This is a genomic window from Paraburkholderia sp. RHO2 (assembly GCF_050955445.1).
Taxonomy (GTDB): Bacteria; Actinomycetota; Actinomycetes; order Mycobacteriales; family Mycobacteriaceae; genus Prescottella; species Prescottella agglutinans_A.
Genome location: NZ_CP162617.1, coordinates 2,160,789 through 2,180,640, shown reverse-complemented (window position 1 = coordinate 2,180,640; position 19,852 = coordinate 2,160,789). Strand labels below are relative to the sequence as shown.

Here is a 19,852-nt window from a genome sequence, read left to right as displayed (position 1 = left end):
GCGTCACGCGTGATCACTGTCCTGTTGTCACAGGGCCGAGTGACCCGCCCTTGATGTCTCGGACATCTCGACCGCTGCTGTGAGCCGATCGAGTTCCGAGGAATCCAGACTTCCGGACACCCGCAGTGCTCTGCCGAATGCTCGGCGCCGGCCCGCCTCGCCCAGACACTTCGGATCCGGGTGCAGCCACGCACCCCGCCCGGGGAGTCTGCGCTTCGGATCGGGCACGAGGACGAATCCGCCGGACTCGGCCTCGCGTGCCACGACCCTGAGCAGGTCGGCAGCCAGCCCTTTCTGTCTGCATCCGACGCACGTCCGCACCGGCTCACCGGCTCGGGCACGCGTCGACACAGACAGTTCACGCTGAACCATCGACCACTCTACCGCTGTATCGCCGTGAACTCCGCATTCCGTTTCTAAGCACCTGTCGTTTCGCGACCGACCTGTGACTCCGGGCCCGGCGCGGCGTCGCTGCGGATGTCGATTCGCCATCCGGTCAACCGTGCAGCCAGACGCGCGTTTTGCCCTTCCTTGCCGATCGCCAGCGACAGCTGGAAGTCCGGGACGACGACGCGCGCAGCACGGGCCTCCGGGTCGACGACAGTGACCGACACCACTTTCGACGGCGACAGTGCGTTCCCCACGAACTTCGCGGGATCCTCGTCGTAGTCGATGATGTCGATCTTCTCGCCGGCCAGCTCGCTCATGACGTTGCGCACGCGCTGACCCATCGGACCGATGCACGCGCCCTTCGCGTTCAGTCCCGGCACCCGGGAGTGGACCGCGATCTTGGAGCGGTGACCGGCCTCGCGGGCCACGGCGACGATCTCGACCGAGCCGTCGGCGATCTCGGGAACCTCGAGGGCGAACAGCTTGCGCACCAGGTTCGGGTGGGTGCGCGAGAGCGTGATCTGCGGTCCGCGCTGGCCGCGGGAGACACCCACGACGTAGCACTTGATCCGGTCGCCGTGCTCGTAGGTCTCCCCCGGCACCTGCTCGGCCGGCGGGATGAGCCCCTCCGCACCGTTCGCCTCGCTGCCGATGCGCACGACCACCATGCCGCGCGCGTTGGCGCGGGTGTCGCGCTGGATGACGCCGCCGACGATCTCACCCTCGTGGGTGGAGAACTCGCCGAAGCTGCGCTCGTGCTCGGCGTCGCGCAGGCGCTGGAGGATGACCTGACGGGCGGTGGTCGCCGCGATCCGGCCGAATCCCTCGGGGGTGTCGTCCCATTCCTCGCCGACGCGGTTGCCGTCGGCGTCGACCTCGTGCGCCATGACCCGGACGACACCGGTCTTGGTGTCGACGTCGATCCGGGCGTGGGGCTGATGACCCTCGGTGTGGCGGTAGGCCGTCAGCAGAGCGGTCTCGATGGCCGCGATGATCGTTCCCGCGGAGATACCCTTGTCCGCCTCGATCGCGCGCAGCGCTGCGATGTCGATATTCACTTGTCCGACCCCTCTACTTCTTCTTCGTTCGACGCTTCCGCGTCCGCAGGCGCCACACGGCCCTCCGGGATTCCTCCCGCGAGCTCGAGTTCTCTCGCGTCGGGGCGCGAGAACTCGACCTGCACAACAGCTTTCCTGACATCCTTCAGTTCCACCCGGCGCACCGCCGGACCACCCTTGGCCTTCACGACCACGTCGACCGCACCGTCGGCGAGCCGACCGATGCGGCCGGTGACCGACTCGGCTTCGAGTTCGATGAGGGCCATGCGCCCCTGCGCGCGACGCCAGTGGCGATCCTCGGTCAACGGTCGGTCGATTCCCGGTGACGTCACCTCGAGGGTGTACGGGGATTCGCCGAAATCGGAGACCGCGTCGAAGACGTCGGAGATCACATGACTGAGCCGGGCCACCTCGTCGAGCTCGAGCCCGGCGTCGCTGTCGACCATGACACGGACTGCGCTGTGCCGACCTGCGAGCGTGATGGTCACATCCTCGAGGTCGTAGCCCTCGCGCTCGATGGGTTCGGCGAGAAGCTCGATCACCCTCTCCCTCGACGGCACCGGCATCTGGGACGCTCCTCGCTTCAGTTGTGGCCAAGACTGACGTGTGGCCGCCGCGGCCTGCTCTGCCGACGTCATCGACGCAGGATTCGACGCACCACGAGGTGGACTGTGGAGTCTTCAGGGTATCGCGGATTTCGGCCGCCGGTGACCAGGCGGTCGTGTCCGGCAGCGACGACGGTCCGTCCAGAACTGCTCGGTGCCGGGAATCCGGCACACTCCTGGCACCATGATCAGGTGCGAACGCCCTTCCTCACCCAACGACTGTCCCGCCGCGCCGCGCTGCGGGTCGCGGGCAGCGCGGCACTCGGTGCCTCGGCACTGGCCCTGACGACAGGCTGCGCGGATTCCGGACAGGCCGACTCTCCCGCGGAGATCGACGCGCTGACCGCGCAGGCCGAGCGTGCGCGACGCGACGCGACGAACGCGACGGCGGCGATCGCCCTGCTGCCGGACCGGGCCGGGGCACTCGGCGTGGTGGCGGCCGAGCGGTCCGCGCACGCCGACGCGCTCGACGCGGAGATCGCGCGTGTCGCCACTGTCACACCGTCGAGCACCACATCGAGCACCCCGCCGGTGGCCGCTCCGCCCACCCTCGACCAACTGCGCGCCGATCTCGCCGACTCGCAGAAGGACGCCGCGCGACTGGCGCGCACCCAATCCGGATACCGGGCAGGTCTGCTCGGTTCGATCAGTGCGGCCTGCGCCGCGCAGCAGGCGGTGTTGCTGGCATGAGCAATCAGAATCCCGGCCCCGAGCAGCAGTCGTTGATCGACGCACTCCAGGCCGAGTACGCCGCGATCTTCGCGTACGGCCTGGTGGCGGCGTTCTCCAACCCGAACCGATCCGATCTCGTCGCCACGAACACCGCCGCGCACCGGGCCCGCCGGGACGCGACGATCGATGCACTCGTCGCCGCCAGCGTCGAGGCCCCGCAACCCGAGGCCGGCTACTCGGTCCCCTTCCCGGTGACCGATCCGACGTCCGCGGCCCAGTTGGCCGCCCAGGTGGAGTCGGACACCGCGGTGGCGTGGCGGTCGGTGATCGAACGAAGCCAGTCCGAGCACACCCGCGAAGTCGCGGTCACGGCTCTCACGGAAGCCGCTGTGCGAGGGGCGAATTGGCGCGCGATTCTGGGCATCGCGCCGCCGACGGTGGCGTTCCCGGGTCAGCCCTGATCACCGCGAGATCATCCCGCGATCATCCCGCGATCATCCATTGAATGGGAAAGGCTCTCGCGGAATGTGTTGTGGAACCTAAGTTCTTCGACAACATTCCCGACATTCCGAGCACTCGGAGACCGAGAGGACGTCCCATGACCGAACGCACCATCGAGCAGCGTCTCGCCGACCTCGAGCGGATCGAGGCCATCAAGTCGCTCAAGCACCGGTACCTGCGCGCGTGCGACGCCAAGGACGCGGACACGTTCCGCGCATGCTTCATCGATCGCGGCGCGCAGATCGACTACGGCCCGCTGGGCAAGTTCGACGACGCCGACCCGATCGCCGAGGTGTTCCGCAACATCGCCCTGCAGAAGGTCGACGGCAAGCACGTCATCCTCGACATGCACCACGCGTTCCACCCGGACATCACGCTGCACGGCGACGACCTGGCGTCGGGCAAGTGGACGCTCGCCTTCCGTCAGATCAACCTGATCGACAACACCGAGACCGTCCGTTCGATCGAGTACGTCGACGAGTACGTCGTCGAGAACGGTCAGTGGAAGATGTCGAAGTGCCAGTCGATCACGCTGTGGTCGATGACCCGGCCGCTCGCCGAGGGCACCGTCGTCACCGAAGGCTGAGCCTGCACACGGAGCGGCCCGGGCGCGGCGGATCACAGGGTCCCCGCCGCGCCCGGGCCGATCGCGCATCTGCCGGTCAGTCGGCCTACGACTGGGCCAGCTGATCGCCGCGGATCCAGCATGCGTGGAACCCGGACGGGACCCGCTGCGGCAGCAGCACGCGCGCGATCGGTCCGGCAGCGACGTCCTCCGCGTCGAAGATGTCGATCTCGCCGCGATCCTCCGCCTCGTCGTTCACGAAGCAGACCAGGTAACCGTCGGTCTCACCGGTCGATCCGTCGCGCGGCGCGAACGGCGCCTCGGCACCCCATCGCCCGGCCCCGAACTTGTGCTCCTCCTTCGTGCCGGTCTGGGAATCGAAGCGCACCAGGCCGTCGAAGAGCAGCGTCGGCTCGTTGCCGAGGCTCATGTTGTACGAGTATCGATGCGACTGCCCCATGATCCGCGAATCCACGCTGGGGAACTCGATGTTCGCGTCGTCGAGCGGGGTTTCGGTCGTCGTCCCGGTCCGGAGATCGAACCGGTACCGGTAGAGCTGCGCATCGAGACGCATGTAGGCGAGCATGCTCGCCAGCGGATGATCGAAGGTCGTCTGGTGCTGCGGATTCTTCACCCGGCAGACGTCCATGATGATCTCGTCGCCCTGTTCCCAGGAGTTGACGACGTGGTAGATGTAGCACGGCTTCGCCTCGAACCACCGCACCTGCGCGCCGGTGCCGTGCCGTGGGATGACGGCGAAACGCGAGGGCAGTTCCTGGTCGTAGAAGATGCGGTACTTGCCCGCCCTCCGGGCATCCTGATCCTGGACCAGCGGCAGATCCATGAGGATCGAGTAGTTCTCCGTGATTGCGATGTCGTGCGGCAGCCTCGGCGCCGGCAGGTCGACCTGGGTCAGGTGCGTCTGCTGCCCGTTCGGCCCGATGATGCCGTAACGCAGGAAGTTCTGGTCGGGGCCGTAGTCGAACCAGATGAGCTCACCCGTCGACTCGTCGACCTTCGGGTGGGCCATCATGTCGCCGGCGAACGTCCCGAGGAAGTCCTGGGCGCCGAGCGTCTCCAACGACCGGGGATCGATCCCGTACGGGGTGCCGCACAGGTACCACGTGGCGAGCACCTGACCGCGGTGGAAGATGACGTCGGTGTTGGCGGCGTCCTTGATCCCCAGGCCGTGCCCGTTTCCCCACGGGTTGTTCGCGGGGTTCTCCATCAGACCGGTCCACAGCGCGCGACCGGCCTCGGACTCCTCCGCGAAGGCGCGGGTACGCACGTAGCGGTTGCGGTAGCGGACCTTGCCGTTCTCGAAGTGGGCGGCGTGGATCATGCCGTCGCCGTCGAACATGTGGTAGCGGCCGGGGGCCGCGAACTGGCGGTTCGGACCGTTCCGCAGGTAGACACCGTTGAGGTCCTTCGGAATCTCCCCGATCACGGGCAGTTCGTCGAGCGTCAACTCGTCCTGCACGGGCGCGAACACACCGAGGAGGTAGGGATTCTCCTCGCCGCTGTCCACGGGTCGGGCGACGGCAATCGGAGCCTCGCTCGCCGATGACTTCGTATTCGTCATCGCGTGTTCCTTTCGTCGAAATGACATGTGGCCCGGTTCACGGGCAGTTCAGGGGTGGAACACCAACTGGGTGCAACGGAACAAGGCGATCGTCCGGCCTTCGTCGTCGCAGACAGTTGCGTCCCAGATTTGTGTGCGCCGACCGCCGTGCACACGGACCGCGGTCGCGGTGACGACCCCCGAGCGTGCGGTGCCCAGGTAGTTCGTCTTGAGTTCCACCGTGGTGAAACCGGTTGCGCCGACAGGCAGCGCGAGCCGGGTACCGATCCCACAGGCGGTATCCGCCAATGCGACGACGCTGGCCGCATGGAGGTATCCGTTGGGGGCGAGCACCTTTTCCAGAACGGGCAGTTCCCCGACCACCTTCTCCGCGCTGGCCTCGAGGACCCGCATGCCGATGGTGCCCGGCAAGCGGCCTTCGAGCATGTCGGTGAATTCTTCCGCGAGGGGCCGGTCCACGCCGGTCGGGGTCGCTCGGGGCGCGGCCACCGGGGATGTCTTCTCGCCCATGGTTCAGCCGTTCTGCGCGATCTCGACACGCAACTCGCGGCGTTGCAGCTTGCCGACCGGGTTGCGGGGCAGTTCGTCGACCGCGACGAGCCTCTCCGGCAGTTTGAACGATGCGACGTCCTTCGCGCGCAGGAAGGCGACGAGGTCGTCGAGTGCGACCTCCTCCCCCGGCGCGGGAACGACCACCGCGCAGCACTTCTCGCCGAGAACCACATCGTCGTAGCCGACGATCGCGACGTCCGAGACCGCTGGGTGCTCGAGGAGCAGGCCTTCGATCTCCGCCGGCGCGATGTTCATCCCGCCCCGGATGATGATCTCTTTGCTGCGGTCGACGAACTTCAGGTATTCGCCGGAGTCGCCGCACAGCTCGAACACGTCGCCGCTGCAGAGGTATCCGTCGTCGTCGAACGGGCTGCTCGCCGCCGTACCGGCGAGGTAACCGGCGAAGACGGTCGGCCCCTTCAGTCGCAGCTCGCCGCGACCGCCGATCTCCGTGACCTCCTCCCCCGTCGCCACGTCGACGAGCCGGACCGACGTCCTCTCCGCCACCGATGTGGCCCACGTCCTGCTGGTCGCGCTGTAGTTCGGAAGGTACTCGGCGCGGACCATCGGATCCGGTGTGTCCGACGGCGCACCGAGCAGGCAGACACCCTCGTTGGATCCGAAGAAGTTGAGGACCTCGATGCCGAGATCGTTCTGCCAGTCGCGGACGACGCCGGGAGGAAGCGGCGCGCCACCCGAACCGACCGTGCGCAGCGACGAGAGGTCGAACGTGGCGCGCAGGGTCGAATTCTGAAGCAGCATGCTGAGAATCGCCGGCGGCATGCTCGTGTGGGTGGCGCGGTGCCGCTGGATCTGATCGAGGTACACCGCGAGATCGAGCGGGTGGTGCTGGACCAGGTGCCCGCCGCCGAGCAGCCACGGCAGCAGCGACGTCGCGAACCCAGCCATGTTGACCATCGGGAACGGCCCGACGATGACGGAATCCGGTTCCGTCCGCAGACCGTCCTGCACGGCCTGGCCGATGGCGAGCCAGTCGGCGTGGCACCGCGGCACGCCCTTCGGCGCGGCCTCCGTGCCGCTGGTCCAGCAGATCGTGATGCAGTCGTTGACGGTTCGCGTGAGCTGCCGGTACGAAAGGCGCACCGCGTCGACCTCGTCCGCGGTCGCGGCGTCGCGGTCCAGCGGCACACCGGCGTCGCCGGCAGCCGACCCGAAGGTGAAGACGTGCCGCAGGGAGGGCAGCTCACCGACCAGGGAGAGGGCCTCGAGATGGGGTGTCCGGTCGTGCAGACTCGTCGCGGTCACGACGCCGACCGCATCCGACGCCGCCACGATGCGGCTCAGCTCGTGCCGCCGGTAGGACGCCGGCATCGGCGCCGCGATCGCCCCGAGGCGCCACAACGCGAAGTAGGTGGCGGTGAGCGCGACCGAGTTCGGGAGCAGAACCGCCACCACGTCTCCCGGGCGCACTTGGCTCGCATGGAGTTTCGCGGCGATGTCGTCGACCTTTGCGTCGAACTCCGCCCAGGTCAGGGACTGCGGCGCGATGCCCGCAAGCTCCGGCAGATTCCCGGGATCAGTGACCGCGGACGCACCGGGGCGGGCCTGGACGTGCCCGTCGAGAAGGTCGAGCACGGTGTCGGGGCGCCACCACCCGCGAGCGAGGTAGTCGTCGATCCGGTCGTCCGGATGACATGCGCGTAACCGGCTGGAGGACAGGTTGTCCGCAGTGAGGTTCATCGATTCCACTTCCTTGGACGATCGAGGGTGCGGGCGCTCATCCGAGTCGCCGGACGACGACGGCTGCACCGAGTCCCAGTGCCGCCGGAATGGTGATCAGCGCGTACTCGCCGTCGATGCGGCGCAGCTGATCGAGTGCATTGACCAGCAGTGCGCCGCCACCGGCGCCGAGAGGATGGCCGGTCGCCATCGATCCGCCGTTCGGGTTGACCCTGTCCGGATCGAGCTTCAACTCCCGGATCGTCAGGAGCACCGAGGCGGCGAAGGACTCGTTCGCTTCGACGACATCGAGTCGGTCGGCGGAAATCCCGGCCTTGTCGAGGGCACGCCGCGACGCCGCCGCCGAGGCGGTCAGCAGCGGTGAGCGCACCGCCGCCTGCGCGACGCCGACGACCTCCGCCACGGGCTCGGAGCCGATGCGTGCCGCCGCGGCTCGGGTGCCGAGCACGGCGACCGCCGCACCGTCGGCGAGCTGCGGAGCGGTCGCCGCGGTGTGCAGCCCGACGGCTGGCCGGGGCGCGCCGGGTAGTCGCCGTGCCACCCGCTCCCAGAGCGGGTCCTGACCGAACAGCGGTGACAGTTCTGCAAGACCGGCGAGGGTGATGTCGTCGCGGGGTCCCTCGTCCGCGGTGAGGATCGTTCCGGCTTCGGAACGCACCGGCACGATCGAGTCGGATGTGGGTGCGGCGACGGCCCGGCGGTGCGAGGTGACGGCGCACTCGTCGAGTTCGGCCCGGGTGAATCCGTACTGTGCGGCGGTGAGATCCGCCGAGACGCCGATCGTGACGTACCCGGTTCGCTCGCCGAGTGCGGCGTCGTCCGCGAAGGCGGGCCGGTCGGACATCATCGGCACGCGCGACATCGATTCGACGCCACCGGCCACGACGACATCGGCGATACCCGAGGCGATCTTGGCGGATGCCGTCTCGATCGCGTCGAGTCCCGAACAGCACAGCCGCGACACCACGCCGGCGCCCACGTCGTCCGGCCATCCGGTCCAGAGGGCGGCGGAGCGTGCGACGTTGCCACCCTGGTCCCCGACCGCGGTGCTCGTGCCGATCAGGATGTCGTCCACCACGTCCGGCGGCAGGCCACGCTCCCGGACGGCCGAGAACAGCTGGGCCAGAAGGTCGTAGGCCGGAACGTCCGCGAGGGTGCCGCCGTGCCGCCGGACCCGGGCCTTGGGGGTGCGGACGGCGTCGTAGATGTAGACACCGTTGGAGAACTGGGGCATGGCGTTCACTCCTCCACCTGGCGGCGATCCTGGACCATGCGGAATCGCCCAGCCACGAAGGACTCGTCGGTGAGCGTCGCGTTGCCCGCCGGATTCAGGCCGGTGACGTGGTAGTCGCTGTAGGCGGCCGCGTACTGCATCGGCATCGACGAGACCAGGTTCGCCGACAGCGACGCGCCCGCATCCGCGTACGCGTCGGCGATCGCGTCGACGGCCGCATCGTCGGTGCAGTAGAGGTACGAACTGATCGCGCCGTGTCGGCGGACGCTCGCGGTCGCGTGCTCGACGGCCGCGTCCCGATCGGCGCAGTCGATGATGAACGCCACGGGTCCGAACTGCTCACCGTCGGGCAGCTGGTTGCCGCGCCGCGGATCGACGCGTACGAGCAGCGGGGTCACCGTGCGGGCCTGCGTGTACTCGGGGTGGACGTACGCCGCGGGACGACGCACGAGGGTGCCGTCCGCCTCGGCCCGGTCCGTCAGCTCCCCGAGGGCCTGCCGCGTCGCCTCCGACTGGAGCGCGCCGCAGACGGCGGCGGCGCGGCGCGGCGCGCCCGCGAGGTCGTCGATCGCCGAGCGGAGGGCCGCAACGACGTCGTCGCGGGAGACGAGGCCGTCGTCGGTGCGGACTCCGGCGTCCGGGATGTAGATGTTCTGCGGCGTCGTGCACATCTGCCCGCTGAACAGCGACAGGCCTCCGGCGAGGGTGCGCGTGGTGGCGGACAGGTCCCGGACCGAGTCGAGGATGACGGTGTTGACGCCGGCGGTCTCGGTGAACACGAGGGCGTTCTCGACGTTGCGCTCGAGCCACGTTCCGAACGCCTGGCTGCCGGTGAAGTCGACGATGCGCGTCGCGGGGTCGGTGGCCAGCCGGGCGGCGATGGGTTCGTCGACGGTGTCGACGACGAGCTGGACCGCATCGGCGGGCAGGCCGGCCTTGGTGAGGACGTCCCGGATGACGCTCACGGCCACCGCCGTCGCCAGCACCGACCGGGGATGCGGCTTGACCAGGACCGGATTGCCGGTCGCCAGGTTGGCGAGGATCGCCGGGTAGGCGTTCCACGCCGGGAACGATGCACACGCAATGACGAGTGCGGTGCCGAGCGGGCGCGGACGGAACCGCTTGCGCAGCGTCACGTCAGACTTGCCGAACGTCTGCTGCCACGTCACCTGGCCGGGCACCCGGCTCATGGCCGCCCACGCCATCGCGACGGCCTCCAGTCCGCGGTCCAACGCGTTGGTCCCGCTGCCGCTGCAGGCCATGTTGAGGCTCTGTCCGGTGGTGTGGGACGTGATCGCGGCGAACTCCTGGCCCCGCAGGTGAATTCGGTTCAGAGCCTCGAGACACACACCCACCCGCCGCTCGACGCCCGCGTCACGGAGTGCCACTGCCGCTCGCGCAGCGCCGTCGAGCGCTTCGTCGGCCGACGGAGCGCTGTAGGTGACGTTCAGCGCCTTGCCTGTGTAGGGCGACACCTCGTCGGCGGTGACGACGCTCTCCGTATGTGCCGAAAGATGCAGCGTTGCACCGTCGTAGGCGCCGACGAAGGCTTCGGCCTGCCCGGAGTCGGGCGGGGTGACGGCGGTGTATCCGGTCCACGCGGAGCGTGTCCGGTTGGCGTCCACTGCGGCCTGCAGCAGATCGAGATGTGTTTCGAAGAACATGAAGGCTCGTTCCTGTCGACGGGGTGCGACCGAGCGACATCGGCGGGTCTGCTTCGGAGGTCTGGGCATCCGGTTCACGCGCGCCGGTCACTACTGTTATTGAAGTGAACCAAGTCGCGCAACGGTTGTCAACGGTCGACTGCTCGGAGAGTCAGGGATCCGCCCGATCACGCACCAGCTGCGCGGAGCCGAGGCGGCGGACCGATCGAATCAGGATTCGAAGACGACGGTCGTGCGCTGGAGGTCCACGTCGCAGCCACGGCAGCGGAGCGCCGGCCGCAGCAGGTTGCCACAGCCGTCGTGGCGCAGCTTCGGCCCCAACTGCTCGGCCGATACACCGGGGTGCGCGGTCAGCGTCCAGGCGAGCAGAAAGGCGAAGATCGGGAACAGTGCCCGCCCCCGGGGCGTCAGCACGTAGTCGCGGCCGCCTTCGCCGCGGGTGAGTATCTGCACGTCGGAGAGCCGGGCCAGGCGTTCGGTCAGGGTCGTGGGCGAGATCTTCAGGATCGACTGGAACTCGCCGAAGCGCCGGACACCCGACAACGCGAGCCCGGTGACCAGCGCGCTCCAGCGGTCCCCGATCGCCTCCATCACCTCGGTGAACTGGAGATCGGCCCGGCTCAGGGCCGGCGAGTTCCGGGTAGACCGCCGGCGGCTGCTCCGCGCGACCAGAACCAGCGAGTCGCGATCCATCTCGAGCCGCGCGTCCCGCGGCTTGACGGCCTCCCCGCAGTGCCCGCAGACGAGCTCCGGCGGACCCCGGTGGCCGCAGTCCACGTGCACCATCTCCGGCTGAAGCAGGCCGTCGGCGGACCATTCGCGTTGCCACGACCACACGCTGACCAGGAATTCCCACGTCGACAGGCCGAGGTCGGTGAGCATGTAGTCGTGGCGCTCGTGGCCTCCGGACTGCGGGCGTCGCTCCATCAGCCCCGCGTCGACCAGCGCGTTGAGGCGCGACGACAGCACCGCGGGCGGGGCCCCGGTCCGATCGATCCACTGGCTGAATCGCCGCACGTGGTCGACGAACGCGTCGCGCAGGACGGCGACGGTCAGGCGGTCACCGAGAAGGTCGATGGTCTGCGCCACCGGGCTCGGCGCCACCGCGGTCCCAGCTTCGTCGACCACGGCCACCTACCTTCCCGAACTGCGCCCGTCGCACCGATCGCGTCAGGCCTCCAACACAATAGCGATGCCCTGCCCCACCCCGATACAGGCCGAGGCGACGCCGATTCCACCACCGAGACGGCGCAGGTGCCTCAGGCAGTCGATGACCACGCGGGCCGCCGACGCACCGAGCGGATGTCCCATCGCGATCGCCCCGCCGAACGGGTTGACGCGGTCGGCCGAGATGCCGGGCAGCTCACGCAGACACGACAGGACCACCGCCGCGAACGCCTCGTTCAGTTCGAGGACGCGGACGTCCTCGGGCTTTCGCCCCGCTCGGTCCAGTGCCTTTCCGATCGCCGCGACCGGGGCGAGCGCGAACAGTTCCGGCTCGATGCCCACGACCGCCGACGACAGGACCCGCCCGAGCGGTTCGACACCGAGTTCGTCGGCGGCCGCCCCGCTCGCCACCAGCGCGGCGACCGCACCGTCGCTGACCGGCGAGGAGTTCCCCGCCGTGACACTGCCTTCCGGCGAGAACGCCGGCTTCAGCGCGGCGAGCGCGGCACGGTCGGCCGCGCGGATCGGTTCGTCACGCCCGAGGCCGGCCTGCGCGGTCACGAACCCGTCGTGCACACCGTCGGCCCACGCCCGGGCCGCGAGTTCGTGCGATCGCAGCGCCCACTCGTCCTGCTCGGGTCGACCCACGCCCTGGCGTTCGGCCACCAGTTCGGCGGACCGGCCCAGGGATTCGACCCACGGTGCGGGAAATCGAGGGTTGGTCATGCGCCATCCGACGGTGGTCGACACCAGGTCGAGCGCGCGGGGGAAGGCCGTGTCGACCGGAGGCAGGACGTAGGGCGCCCGGCTCATACTCTCCGAGCCTCCGGCGATCACGATGTCAGCGTCGCCAACCGCGACCCGCCGCGTTGCGGACAGCACCGCTTCGGCACCGGAGCCGCACAGCCGGTTGACCGAGACGCCCGGGATCGTGTGAGGCAGGCCCGCGAGCAGCAGTGCCATCCGCGCGATGTTGCGATTGTCCTCACCTGCACCGTTGGCGTTCCCCCAGACGACGTCGTCGATGCGCGCGGGATCGAGTTCGGGGTGTCGGGCGACCAGGTCCGCGATCGGCAGCGCCGCGAGATCGTCCGCGCGGACGGACGACAGCGCACCCCGAGCGGAACCGAACGGCGTGCGAACCGCATCGATCACCCACGGTGTCCGCGCGTCCCCTGCCGTACCACCGAGTCGGGTCATGACGCTCTCCTCTCCTGCCGGCGCCGAACTGTTGCACAAACCGGGCCGGACGTTGTCTACTTCAATAAGTGTAGCGAAATGGAGGAGTACAGCTCACATGTCTATTGCCAGTGTGGTGCGCGTCGCAGCCGAGCGCTTCGGTCCCGACGTCGCCGTGGAGGACGGCACGACCTCGCTCACGTTCACGGAACTGTCCGACCGTGTCCACCGCCTCGCGGCCGGCCTCGTGCAGATCGGCGTCACGCCCGGGCGCACCGTCCTCGTCCTGCTGCCCAACTCGACGGCCGCCGTCGAGGTCGACCTCGCACTGACCATCGGGGGCCATGTTCGAGTCGCCCTCAATCCACGGGTGGGCGAACGAGATTGGGCGCGCATCATGGAAGACTGCGCACCCGAGGCGCTGATCTACGATCCCGCGGTCGCCGGTGCACGGGAGTTCGCCCTGACGGCGTCGGCCGAGATCGTGATCACGGCCGGCGGCGCAGAGGACGACCTCACGCTCGACGACGTCGTCGCCCGGGCACCGGAGAGCGTCGCACTGCCCGACCCGGACCCCGAGTCCCTCTGCGCCCTCCACTACTCCTCCGGGACGACCGGTGTGCCGAAGGGAGCGCAGCGATCGCACGCCAACCGGCTCGCGTCGCTTCGCGCGATGCGCGAGCACGTCCTGGCCGGCACGTTGGACGGGCCCGAGCCCCCGGTCTTCGTCCACGCCGGACCGATCATCCACACGAGCGGGCTGTTCGTCCTCCCCTTCCTCGAGGCCGGCGGGCGCCAGGTGCTGCTCGATCACGCCCGTCCCGCGGACGTGATCGACGCCGTCGAGCGGCACGCCGCGACGCACACCGCGCTCGTGCCCACCGTCGTCGCGCGGATGCTCGACTTCGACGACGCCCAGCTCGCACCGATGCGGCGCATGCGCATGCTGGCGTACGCCGGAGCGCCGATGCCCGTCGAGCACATCCGTCAGGCCTACCACCGGATCACCCCGAATCTCGTTCAGTACTACGGGATGGTCGAGGCGATCCCCCCACTGACCGTGCTCGATGCCGCCGACCACCACCGCGGTGTGACCGACGATCCCGACCTGCTCGGCTCGGTCGGGCGCCCCTGCACGGGAATCGAGATCGAGTTTCGCGACGGCGATCGCCCCGTCGCCGACGGTGAGATCGGCGAGCTCGTGGTCAGCGGACCGGCGGTGAGCCCCGGCTACCACAATGCGGGTGCGCGAACAGATCTCGGCAAGAGCCACGCAGACGGCGTCCTGTACTCCGGCGACCTCGGCATGCGCGCAGCCGCCGGATACATCCACCTGACCGGCCGCAGCAAAGACATGATCATCACCGGCGGCTACAACGTGTACCCCCGCGAGGTCGAGGAAGCCATCTCCGCGGTCGCCGGCGTGAACGACGTCGTCGTCGTGGGACTACCGGATCCCTTGTGGGGACAGCGCATCGTCGCGGCCTACACGGTCGACGTCGGCGCCGCGCTGGACGACGACGGCGTCATCGTCGAGAGTCGACACCGACTGCCGGACTACAAGCGCCCCAAATCGGTCCACCAGGTCGAGGCACTTCCCCTGACGCCCCTGGGGAAGGTGGACCGTGCCAGCGCGACACGCATGCTCGAGCGCCTCACGCAGCAAGCCCCGACCCGATCCACCCACTGATCCCCTTGTGTACCAACTACTCCTGAGCAGGACACCATGACCAATCCCCCCCTCGACTCCCTCCGCCTCCCCGTCGTCGCCGCGCCGATGTTCCTGGTCTCCGGCCCGGACCTCGTGGTCGAAGCGTGCCGATCGGGCATCGTCGGATCCTTCCCGACCCAGAACTGCCGCACCGTCGACGATCTCGACACCTGGATGGGCACGATCACCGACGGCCTGCGCGGCAACGATGCCGCGCACGCCACCGGCCCCTGGGCGGCGAACCTCATCACCCACAGCAGCAACGCACGGTTGGCCGAGGACCTTCGCCTGATCGCCGAGTACAAGCCCCAGATTGTCATCACGGCCCTCGGCTCACCCCGGCCCGTCATGGACGTCGTCAAGGGGTACGGCGGCACCGTCATCGCGGACGTCGTGAGCATGAAACTCGCCAGGAAGGCAGCGGAGGCGGGCGCCGACGGCATGGCCTGCGTCTCGGCCGGCGCCGGCGGCCATACCGGTCACCTCTCCCCGTTCGCCTTCACCTCGGCCGTCCGCGAATTCTTCGACGGGATGGTCATCATCGGCGGCGGCATCAGCGACGGGTACGGGGTCGCGGGCGCGATCACCGCGGGCGCCGACCTGGTGTACATGGGCACCAGGTTCCTCGCCGCAGCGGAAAGCATGGCCGAAGGCGCCTACAAGCAGATGGTCGTCGACCACGGACCGGACGACCTCGTAGTGAGCCCCGCGATCACCGGAACCCCGGCGTCGTGGCTCAAGCCCAGCCTGATTGCATGCGGCCTGGACCCCGACAATCTCGAACCGCCGGCCGGCGAGAAGAACTACACCGCCGGCACCGCTTCGCTCAAGCGGTGGAAGGACGTCTGGGCCGCCGGTCAGGGTCTGCAGACCATTCGCGCCGTCGAACCGGTGAGCACCATCGTCGACCGCATCGAGAAGGAGTACGACACGGCGCTGCGCCGGATGTCGGACCGCATGAGCAACGCCCGCTGAGATCGGGGCCGAGGTCTTCCGAAGACCTCGGCCCCGACCGGAACGATGTCAGGAACGGCGACCGACAGTCGACGCGGCTCGCCGCGGTTCACTCTGCGCGGCTCGCCGCGGTTCACTCTGCGCGGCTCGCCGCGGTGGCATCAGTGCTGCCGCGGCGACCGCCACCGCCACGAACCCGGCCCCCACGTACAGCGCCGGCGCCAGCGCGTCCGTGTACCCGGTCGGCGTGAGGCTGCCACCCGCGCCGAGGAACACCGCCGTCAGCAGGGCGATACCGAGCGCAACACCGATCTCCCGCAACGTCGCATTGATCGAGCTGGCCGTCGCGTGGTCGGCCTCCTTCATGTCGGCCAGCACCGCGGTCGCGTTGGGTGCGAACGTCAATCCCATTCCGACACCGGCCATCACGAACGACGGGACGAGGCTCGAGTACTGCACGCCGGGCTGGATGAGCGACGCCATCCACACCAGCGAAAGTCCCTGCAGCACCAGACCGCTCACGAGCAGCGCCCGCAGTCCCACCCGTGGGGCGAGCATTCCGGCGATGGGCGCGACGATCATCGGCGCCGCCGTCCACGGCAGAGTCCGCACGCCCGCCGCGAACGGGCTGTACCCGGACACGATCTGCAGGTACTGCGAGAGCAGGAACACCGCGCCCATCATGCCGAGCGTGAACGTGAGCGCGATGACGTTGGCGAGTGAGAACTGCCGGGACCGGAACAGTCGCAGCGGCATCACCGGGAACTCGGCGCGCGACTCGCGGACGAGGAACGCGACCAGCAGCGCCACCGCGGCCACCAGCGCACCGAGCACGGAGACACTGGTCCATCCGTCGTCGTTGCCGTGCACGATGCCCCACACGCCGAGGAAGACGGCGCCGCCGGAGAAGAGCACACCCATGGGATCGAGCGGCTGACGCAGTCCGGTGGATTCACGCAATGCATACAACACCAACGGCACTGCCAGGGCCGCCACGGGCACGTTGAGCCAGAACACCGCCTGCCACGACACGCCGTCGACCACCGCACCGCCGACCACCGGTCCGAGCGCGACACCGAGACCGGACACGCCGCCCCAGACACCGATCGCCAGGGCACGTTTCGCGACCGGGACGGCGCCCGCGAGCAATGTCAACGAGAGCGGCATGATCGCCGCCGCGCCCACGCCCTGGATTGCCCGGGCACCGATGAGCATGCCGGGGGTGGTCGACAGCGCGGACGCGATCGACGCAGCCGTGAATATCGCTATTCCCCAAAGGAATACGCGTCGGCGACCGAGCCGGTCGCCGAGCGTGGACAACGACAGCATGAGCGTCGCGAACGCGAGCGTGTAGGCGTTCATGAACCACTGCAACTGCCCGACCGACGCGTTCAGATCGTCCCGGATGACGGGCAGCGCGCTGGTCATCACGAGGTTGTCGAGCGTGGCCATGAACATGGGGATGGAGGCGGCCACGATGGCCAACCAGACGGGAACGGTGCGCCCGGGCGGCACCCCGGAACTCTCTGCGGAAGATCGCGGATCGAGTTGATCGGTGAGGGTCGTCATGTCGGCTCCTGGCCTGGGGACGGAAATGTCGGGAAATACCCACTTGTAAGCATCGGATGATTACTTATGTCGACCGACGTTAGTTATCAAGTGATAACCTGTCAACATGTCGACGGCAGAAAAAACGGAGAAGCAGACCCGGATGAGCGCGGAGGCTCGCCGCGAACTCGTCCTCGCCGCCGCGACCAAGGCGTTTGCCCGAGGCGGATTCCACGGCACCAGCACCGACGCCGTCGCGAAGGAGGCCGGAGTCTCACAGCCCTACGTGGTGCGGATGTTCGGATCGAAGGCGAACCTGTTCCGCGAGGCCTTCGCGCACGCGGTGGGCCGGATCATGGACGCCTTCGAACCCGCACTCGACAAGGTCGCCGCGGACCCTGAGAACGAAGAACTCTGGGCGCAGATGGGCGCGGCGTACACCGAACTGCTCGCCGACCGAGACCTGCTGCTGGTGATGATGCACGGCTTCGCTGCCGGCTCGATGCCCGAGATCGGCGCGCAGGCGCGCGACTGGATGTCGAAGATCTACACGCAGATCCGCACCCGGACGGGATGCACGCCGGAGCACGCCCGCACCTTCATCGCCAACGGCATGCTGCTCAACACCCTCCTCGCCATGGAGGCACCGCAGAATGCCGACCACGACCCCGCGCTCGCCGAACTCTCGGTCTGCGCCTTCGGCAACAGCCTGGCCGCCGCCGCCGACGCGGACTGACCCCGGAAGCGACCGGCGGCGTCCCGAGTCAGCCCATTTCGGCGTGCCGGTAGCACCAACGCCACGTCTCGCCCGGTTCGTGCGATCGCATGACGGGGTGCCCCGTCTGCTCGAAGTGCGCGGTCGCGTGCCGGTGCGGGCTCGAGTCGCAGCATCCGACGTGCCCGCAGGTGAGGCACATCCGCAGATGCGCCCAATTCCGTTCGCCGAGCGCCCCGCATTCCTCGCAGAGGCCGGGCGTGCGCGGCGCGGGGTCCGGTCCGGTGGCTGCCACCAGTTCGTCGCACGACTCGGCTGCAATCGGACCCGGAGATCCGATGCGGATGCGCTCGGCCGCACGCCGGAGTGCTCTCTTCATCGCCCCCCATCCTGCATGCTTCAGGGAACGATATCCACATACCGAACGCCGGACGGAGAACCGCCGTGAACGTGGCTCTGCTGGCCGTCGCAGTGGCGGCGCTGCTCACCGCCGCCGTCGCGCGGCGCGTGAACTGGTCGGCGCCGCTGCTGCTGGTCCCAGTCGGACTCCTGGGGTCGCAGATCCCCGGACTGCCCGATACCGCGCTCGATCCCGATCTCGTGCTGTACGCGGTACTGCCGCCGCTGCTCTACTCGGCCGCGCTCGACAGTTCCTCGCTCGCGATGCGCCGCAATGCGCGCGCTATCGGACTGCTCGCCGTCGGGCTGCCGCTGGCCACCACCGCCGTCGTGGGGATCGTCGCATACCTCGCGATTCCGGAGTTTCCCCTCGCCGCCGCACTCGTACTGGGGGCGGTCGTGGCCCCGCCGGATGCGGTGTCCGCCAGCGCGATCGGACGGCGCCTCGGCCTGCCCCGACGGATCATGACACTGCTCGGCGGGGAGAGCCTGCTCAACGACGCGACCGCGCTCACCGCGTACCGGGTCGCACTGGCTGCGGCGGTCGGCACCGGCGTGACGCTGATGGAGGGGATGCGCACCTTCCTCGGTGCCGCGATCGGCGGCACCCTGATCGGCATCGGCGTGGGGATCGTCGTCGAGGCGATTCGTTCTCGACTCTCGGATCCGGTGATGGAGAGCGCGATCGGACTGGTGGTCCCGTTCGTCGCATACCTGGCGGCCGAGGAGATACACAGTTCCGGAGTGATCGCGGTCGTCGTCGCCGGCCTGTATCTCGGCCAGCGGTCGACGCGCGCCGGATACGCGACCCGCCTGCAGGACACCGCGGTGTGGAAAGCCGTCGATGTGGTCCTCGAGTCGTTCGTGTTCCTGCTGATCGGGCTGCAGCTGCCGAGCGTCGTCCAGGGGCTCCACGGCCGCAGCGTGGCCGAAGTCGTCGGCGCCTCCGTCGCTGTACTCGTCGCTGTGATCGCAGTCCGGCTGGTGTGGGTCTACCCCGCGACCTACCTTCCGCGGCTGTTTTCTGCGCGGATCCGTGAACGGGAGCCGGCACCGAGCCCCCGCGGGTTGTTCGTGGTCGCGTGGTCCGGCATGCGCGGCGTCGTCTCGCTGGCAGCAGCCTTCGCGATTCCGCTGACCGTCGGTTCGGGCGCCCCCTTCCCCGAGCGTGACCTGATCCTGTTCATCACCTTCGCTGTCGTGGTCGGCACCCTCCTCCTGCACGGGTTGACGCTTCCGTGGCTCATCATCCGGCTCGGTGTCGACAACGAGGAAGAACGCCGCACCGACGCGGTAGCGCTGGCCGCCGCCCAAGACAAGGCCGCGCGCGCTGCAACGGAGCTGCTCGACAGCCTGGTCGCGAACGCCGACGGCGATTCCGCCGCCGTCCGGGAGCGGGCCGCGGAGATCCTGCGTACCTGGAGCGAGCACCGCGCCCACGCGGCATGGGAGCGGCTCGGGCGCAGTGAGGCCGAGTTGGGCGAGAGCCCGTCCGCCGCGTTCCGCGCACTGCGTCTGCAGATGCTGGCGACGGAGCGCGGCGTCTTCATCGCGGAGCGCGACAACGGACGGATCGACGACGAGGTGCTGCGCCAGGTGCTGCGCGAACTCGACCTCGAGGAGGCCACCCTGAACCGGGCGTAGAAGCGAGTGTT

General features: G+C 69.0%; 19 protein-coding genes. 7 read left to right on the top strand and 12 right to left on the bottom strand.

The window, feature by feature from the left end:
• Positions 1 to 27: 27 nt before the first annotated feature.
• The 3 genes from ABTV10_RS10035 to rimP are packed head-to-tail and all read right to left on the bottom strand — an operon-like array spanning position 28 to position 2,014.
• Positions 28 to 372 (bottom strand): YlxR family protein, encoded by a 345-nt coding sequence (locus ABTV10_RS10035; RefSeq protein WP_499034430.1) that lies wholly within the window; start codon positions 370 to 372, stop codon positions 28 to 30.
• A gap of 44 nt (positions 373 to 416) precedes the next feature.
• Entirely contained in the window at positions 417 to 1,448 is a 1,032-nt protein-coding gene (nusA, locus tag ABTV10_RS10030; protein WP_499034428.1) for a transcription termination factor NusA, read from the bottom strand.
• Positions 1,445 to 2,014, bottom strand: a complete 570-nt coding sequence (gene rimP / locus ABTV10_RS10025) for a ribosome maturation factor RimP (RefSeq protein WP_499034427.1) — start codon at positions 2,012 to 2,014, stop codon at positions 1,445 to 1,447. Before rimP ends, nusA begins: the two co-directional genes overlap by 4 nt.
• Before the next feature lie 231 nt (positions 2,015 to 2,245).
• Here rimP and ABTV10_RS10020 point away from each other — a divergent pair, with 231 nt between their 5' ends.
• From ABTV10_RS10020 to ABTV10_RS10010, 3 genes are all read left to right on the top strand, one after another.
• Positions 2,246 to 2,743: a hypothetical protein gene (locus ABTV10_RS10020; RefSeq protein WP_499034426.1), complete on the top strand. Its 498-nt coding sequence runs from the start codon at positions 2,246 to 2,248 to the stop codon at positions 2,741 to 2,743.
• On the top strand, positions 2,740 to 3,186 hold the full coding sequence (locus tag ABTV10_RS10015) for a ferritin-like domain-containing protein (RefSeq protein WP_499034424.1): 447 nt from the start codon (positions 2,740 to 2,742) through the stop codon (positions 3,184 to 3,186). Before ABTV10_RS10020 ends, ABTV10_RS10015 begins: the two co-directional genes overlap by 4 nt.
• A 137-nt stretch (positions 3,187 to 3,323) precedes the next feature.
• On the top strand, positions 3,324 to 3,812 hold the full coding sequence (locus ABTV10_RS10010; protein WP_499034422.1) for a nuclear transport factor 2 family protein: 489 nt from the start codon (positions 3,324 to 3,326) through the stop codon (positions 3,810 to 3,812).
• A gap of 85 nt (positions 3,813 to 3,897) precedes the next feature.
• On the opposite strand, the gene ABTV10_RS10005 is transcribed toward ABTV10_RS10010, so the two are convergent.
• From ABTV10_RS10005 to ABTV10_RS09975, 7 genes are all read right to left on the bottom strand, one after another.
• Entirely contained in the window at positions 3,898 to 5,373 is a 1,476-nt protein-coding gene (locus tag ABTV10_RS10005) for a carotenoid oxygenase family protein (protein ID WP_499034420.1), read from the bottom strand.
• A 48-nt stretch (positions 5,374 to 5,421) separates the two neighbouring features.
• The gene (locus ABTV10_RS10000; protein WP_499035158.1) at positions 5,422 to 5,799 is read right to left on the bottom strand and encodes a PaaI family thioesterase; all 378 of its coding nucleotides are present in this window, start codon (positions 5,797 to 5,799) and stop codon (positions 5,422 to 5,424) included.
• A gap of 87 nt (positions 5,800 to 5,886) precedes the next feature.
• On the bottom strand, positions 5,887 to 7,626 hold the full coding sequence (locus ABTV10_RS09995; RefSeq protein WP_499034419.1) for a class I adenylate-forming enzyme family protein: 1,740 nt from the start codon (positions 7,624 to 7,626) through the stop codon (positions 5,887 to 5,889).
• Positions 7,627 to 7,663: 37 nt separating this feature from the next.
• On the bottom strand, positions 7,664 to 8,860 hold the full coding sequence (locus tag ABTV10_RS09990) for a thiolase family protein (protein ID WP_499034416.1): 1,197 nt from the start codon (positions 8,858 to 8,860) through the stop codon (positions 7,664 to 7,666).
• A 5-nt stretch (positions 8,861 to 8,865) separates the two neighbouring features.
• Positions 8,866 to 10,524 carry an aldehyde dehydrogenase family protein gene (locus tag ABTV10_RS09985; protein ID WP_499034415.1) on the bottom strand — a complete coding sequence of 553 codons (1,659 nt, stop codon included), beginning with the start codon at positions 10,522 to 10,524 and terminating at the stop codon, positions 8,866 to 8,868.
• A gap of 210 nt (positions 10,525 to 10,734) precedes the next feature.
• Entirely contained in the window at positions 10,735 to 11,652 is a 918-nt protein-coding gene (locus ABTV10_RS09980) for a winged helix-turn-helix transcriptional regulator (protein WP_499034413.1), read from the bottom strand.
• A gap of 42 nt (positions 11,653 to 11,694) precedes the next feature.
• Complete coding sequence (locus ABTV10_RS09975; protein WP_499034412.1) at positions 11,695 to 12,891, bottom strand: thiolase family protein; 1,197 nt, start codon at positions 12,889 to 12,891, stop codon at positions 11,695 to 11,697.
• Between the two features lie 97 nt (positions 12,892 to 12,988).
• On the opposite strand from ABTV10_RS09975, the gene ABTV10_RS09970 reads away from it, so the two are divergent.
• Together ABTV10_RS09970 and ABTV10_RS09965 are read left to right on the top strand one after the other, a co-directional pair.
• Positions 12,989 to 14,560 (top strand): class I adenylate-forming enzyme family protein, encoded by a 1,572-nt coding sequence (locus ABTV10_RS09970; protein WP_499034411.1) that lies wholly within the window; start codon positions 12,989 to 12,991, stop codon positions 14,558 to 14,560.
• Positions 14,561 to 14,596: 36 nt separating this feature from the next.
• Complete coding sequence (locus tag ABTV10_RS09965) at positions 14,597 to 15,556, top strand: NAD(P)H-dependent flavin oxidoreductase (RefSeq protein ID WP_499034409.1); 960 nt, start codon at positions 14,597 to 14,599, stop codon at positions 15,554 to 15,556.
• A gap of 48 nt (positions 15,557 to 15,604) precedes the next feature.
• Here ABTV10_RS09965 and ABTV10_RS09960 read toward each other — a convergent pair whose 3' ends face one another.
• Positions 15,605 to 17,104 carry an MFS transporter gene (locus tag ABTV10_RS09960; protein ID WP_499034408.1) on the bottom strand — a complete coding sequence of 500 codons (1,500 nt, stop codon included), beginning with the start codon at positions 17,102 to 17,104 and terminating at the stop codon, positions 15,605 to 15,607.
• Between the two features lie 106 nt (positions 17,105 to 17,210).
• Here ABTV10_RS09960 and ABTV10_RS09955 point away from each other — a divergent pair, with 106 nt between their 5' ends.
• Positions 17,211 to 17,819: a TetR/AcrR family transcriptional regulator gene (locus tag ABTV10_RS09955; RefSeq protein ID WP_499034406.1), complete on the top strand. Its 609-nt coding sequence runs from the start codon at positions 17,211 to 17,213 to the stop codon at positions 17,817 to 17,819.
• A 28-nt stretch (positions 17,820 to 17,847) separates the two neighbouring features.
• On the opposite strand, the gene ABTV10_RS09950 is transcribed toward ABTV10_RS09955, so the two are convergent.
• Positions 17,848 to 18,177, bottom strand: a complete 330-nt coding sequence (locus ABTV10_RS09950) for a UBP-type zinc finger domain-containing protein (protein WP_499034404.1) — start codon at positions 18,175 to 18,177, stop codon at positions 17,848 to 17,850.
• Positions 18,178 to 18,242: 65 nt separating this feature from the next.
• On the opposite strand from ABTV10_RS09950, the gene ABTV10_RS09945 reads away from it, so the two are divergent.
• Positions 18,243 to 19,841: a Na+/H+ antiporter gene (locus ABTV10_RS09945; RefSeq protein WP_499034403.1), complete on the top strand. Its 1,599-nt coding sequence runs from the start codon at positions 18,243 to 18,245 to the stop codon at positions 19,839 to 19,841.
• Positions 19,842 to 19,852: the final 11 nt, after the last annotated feature.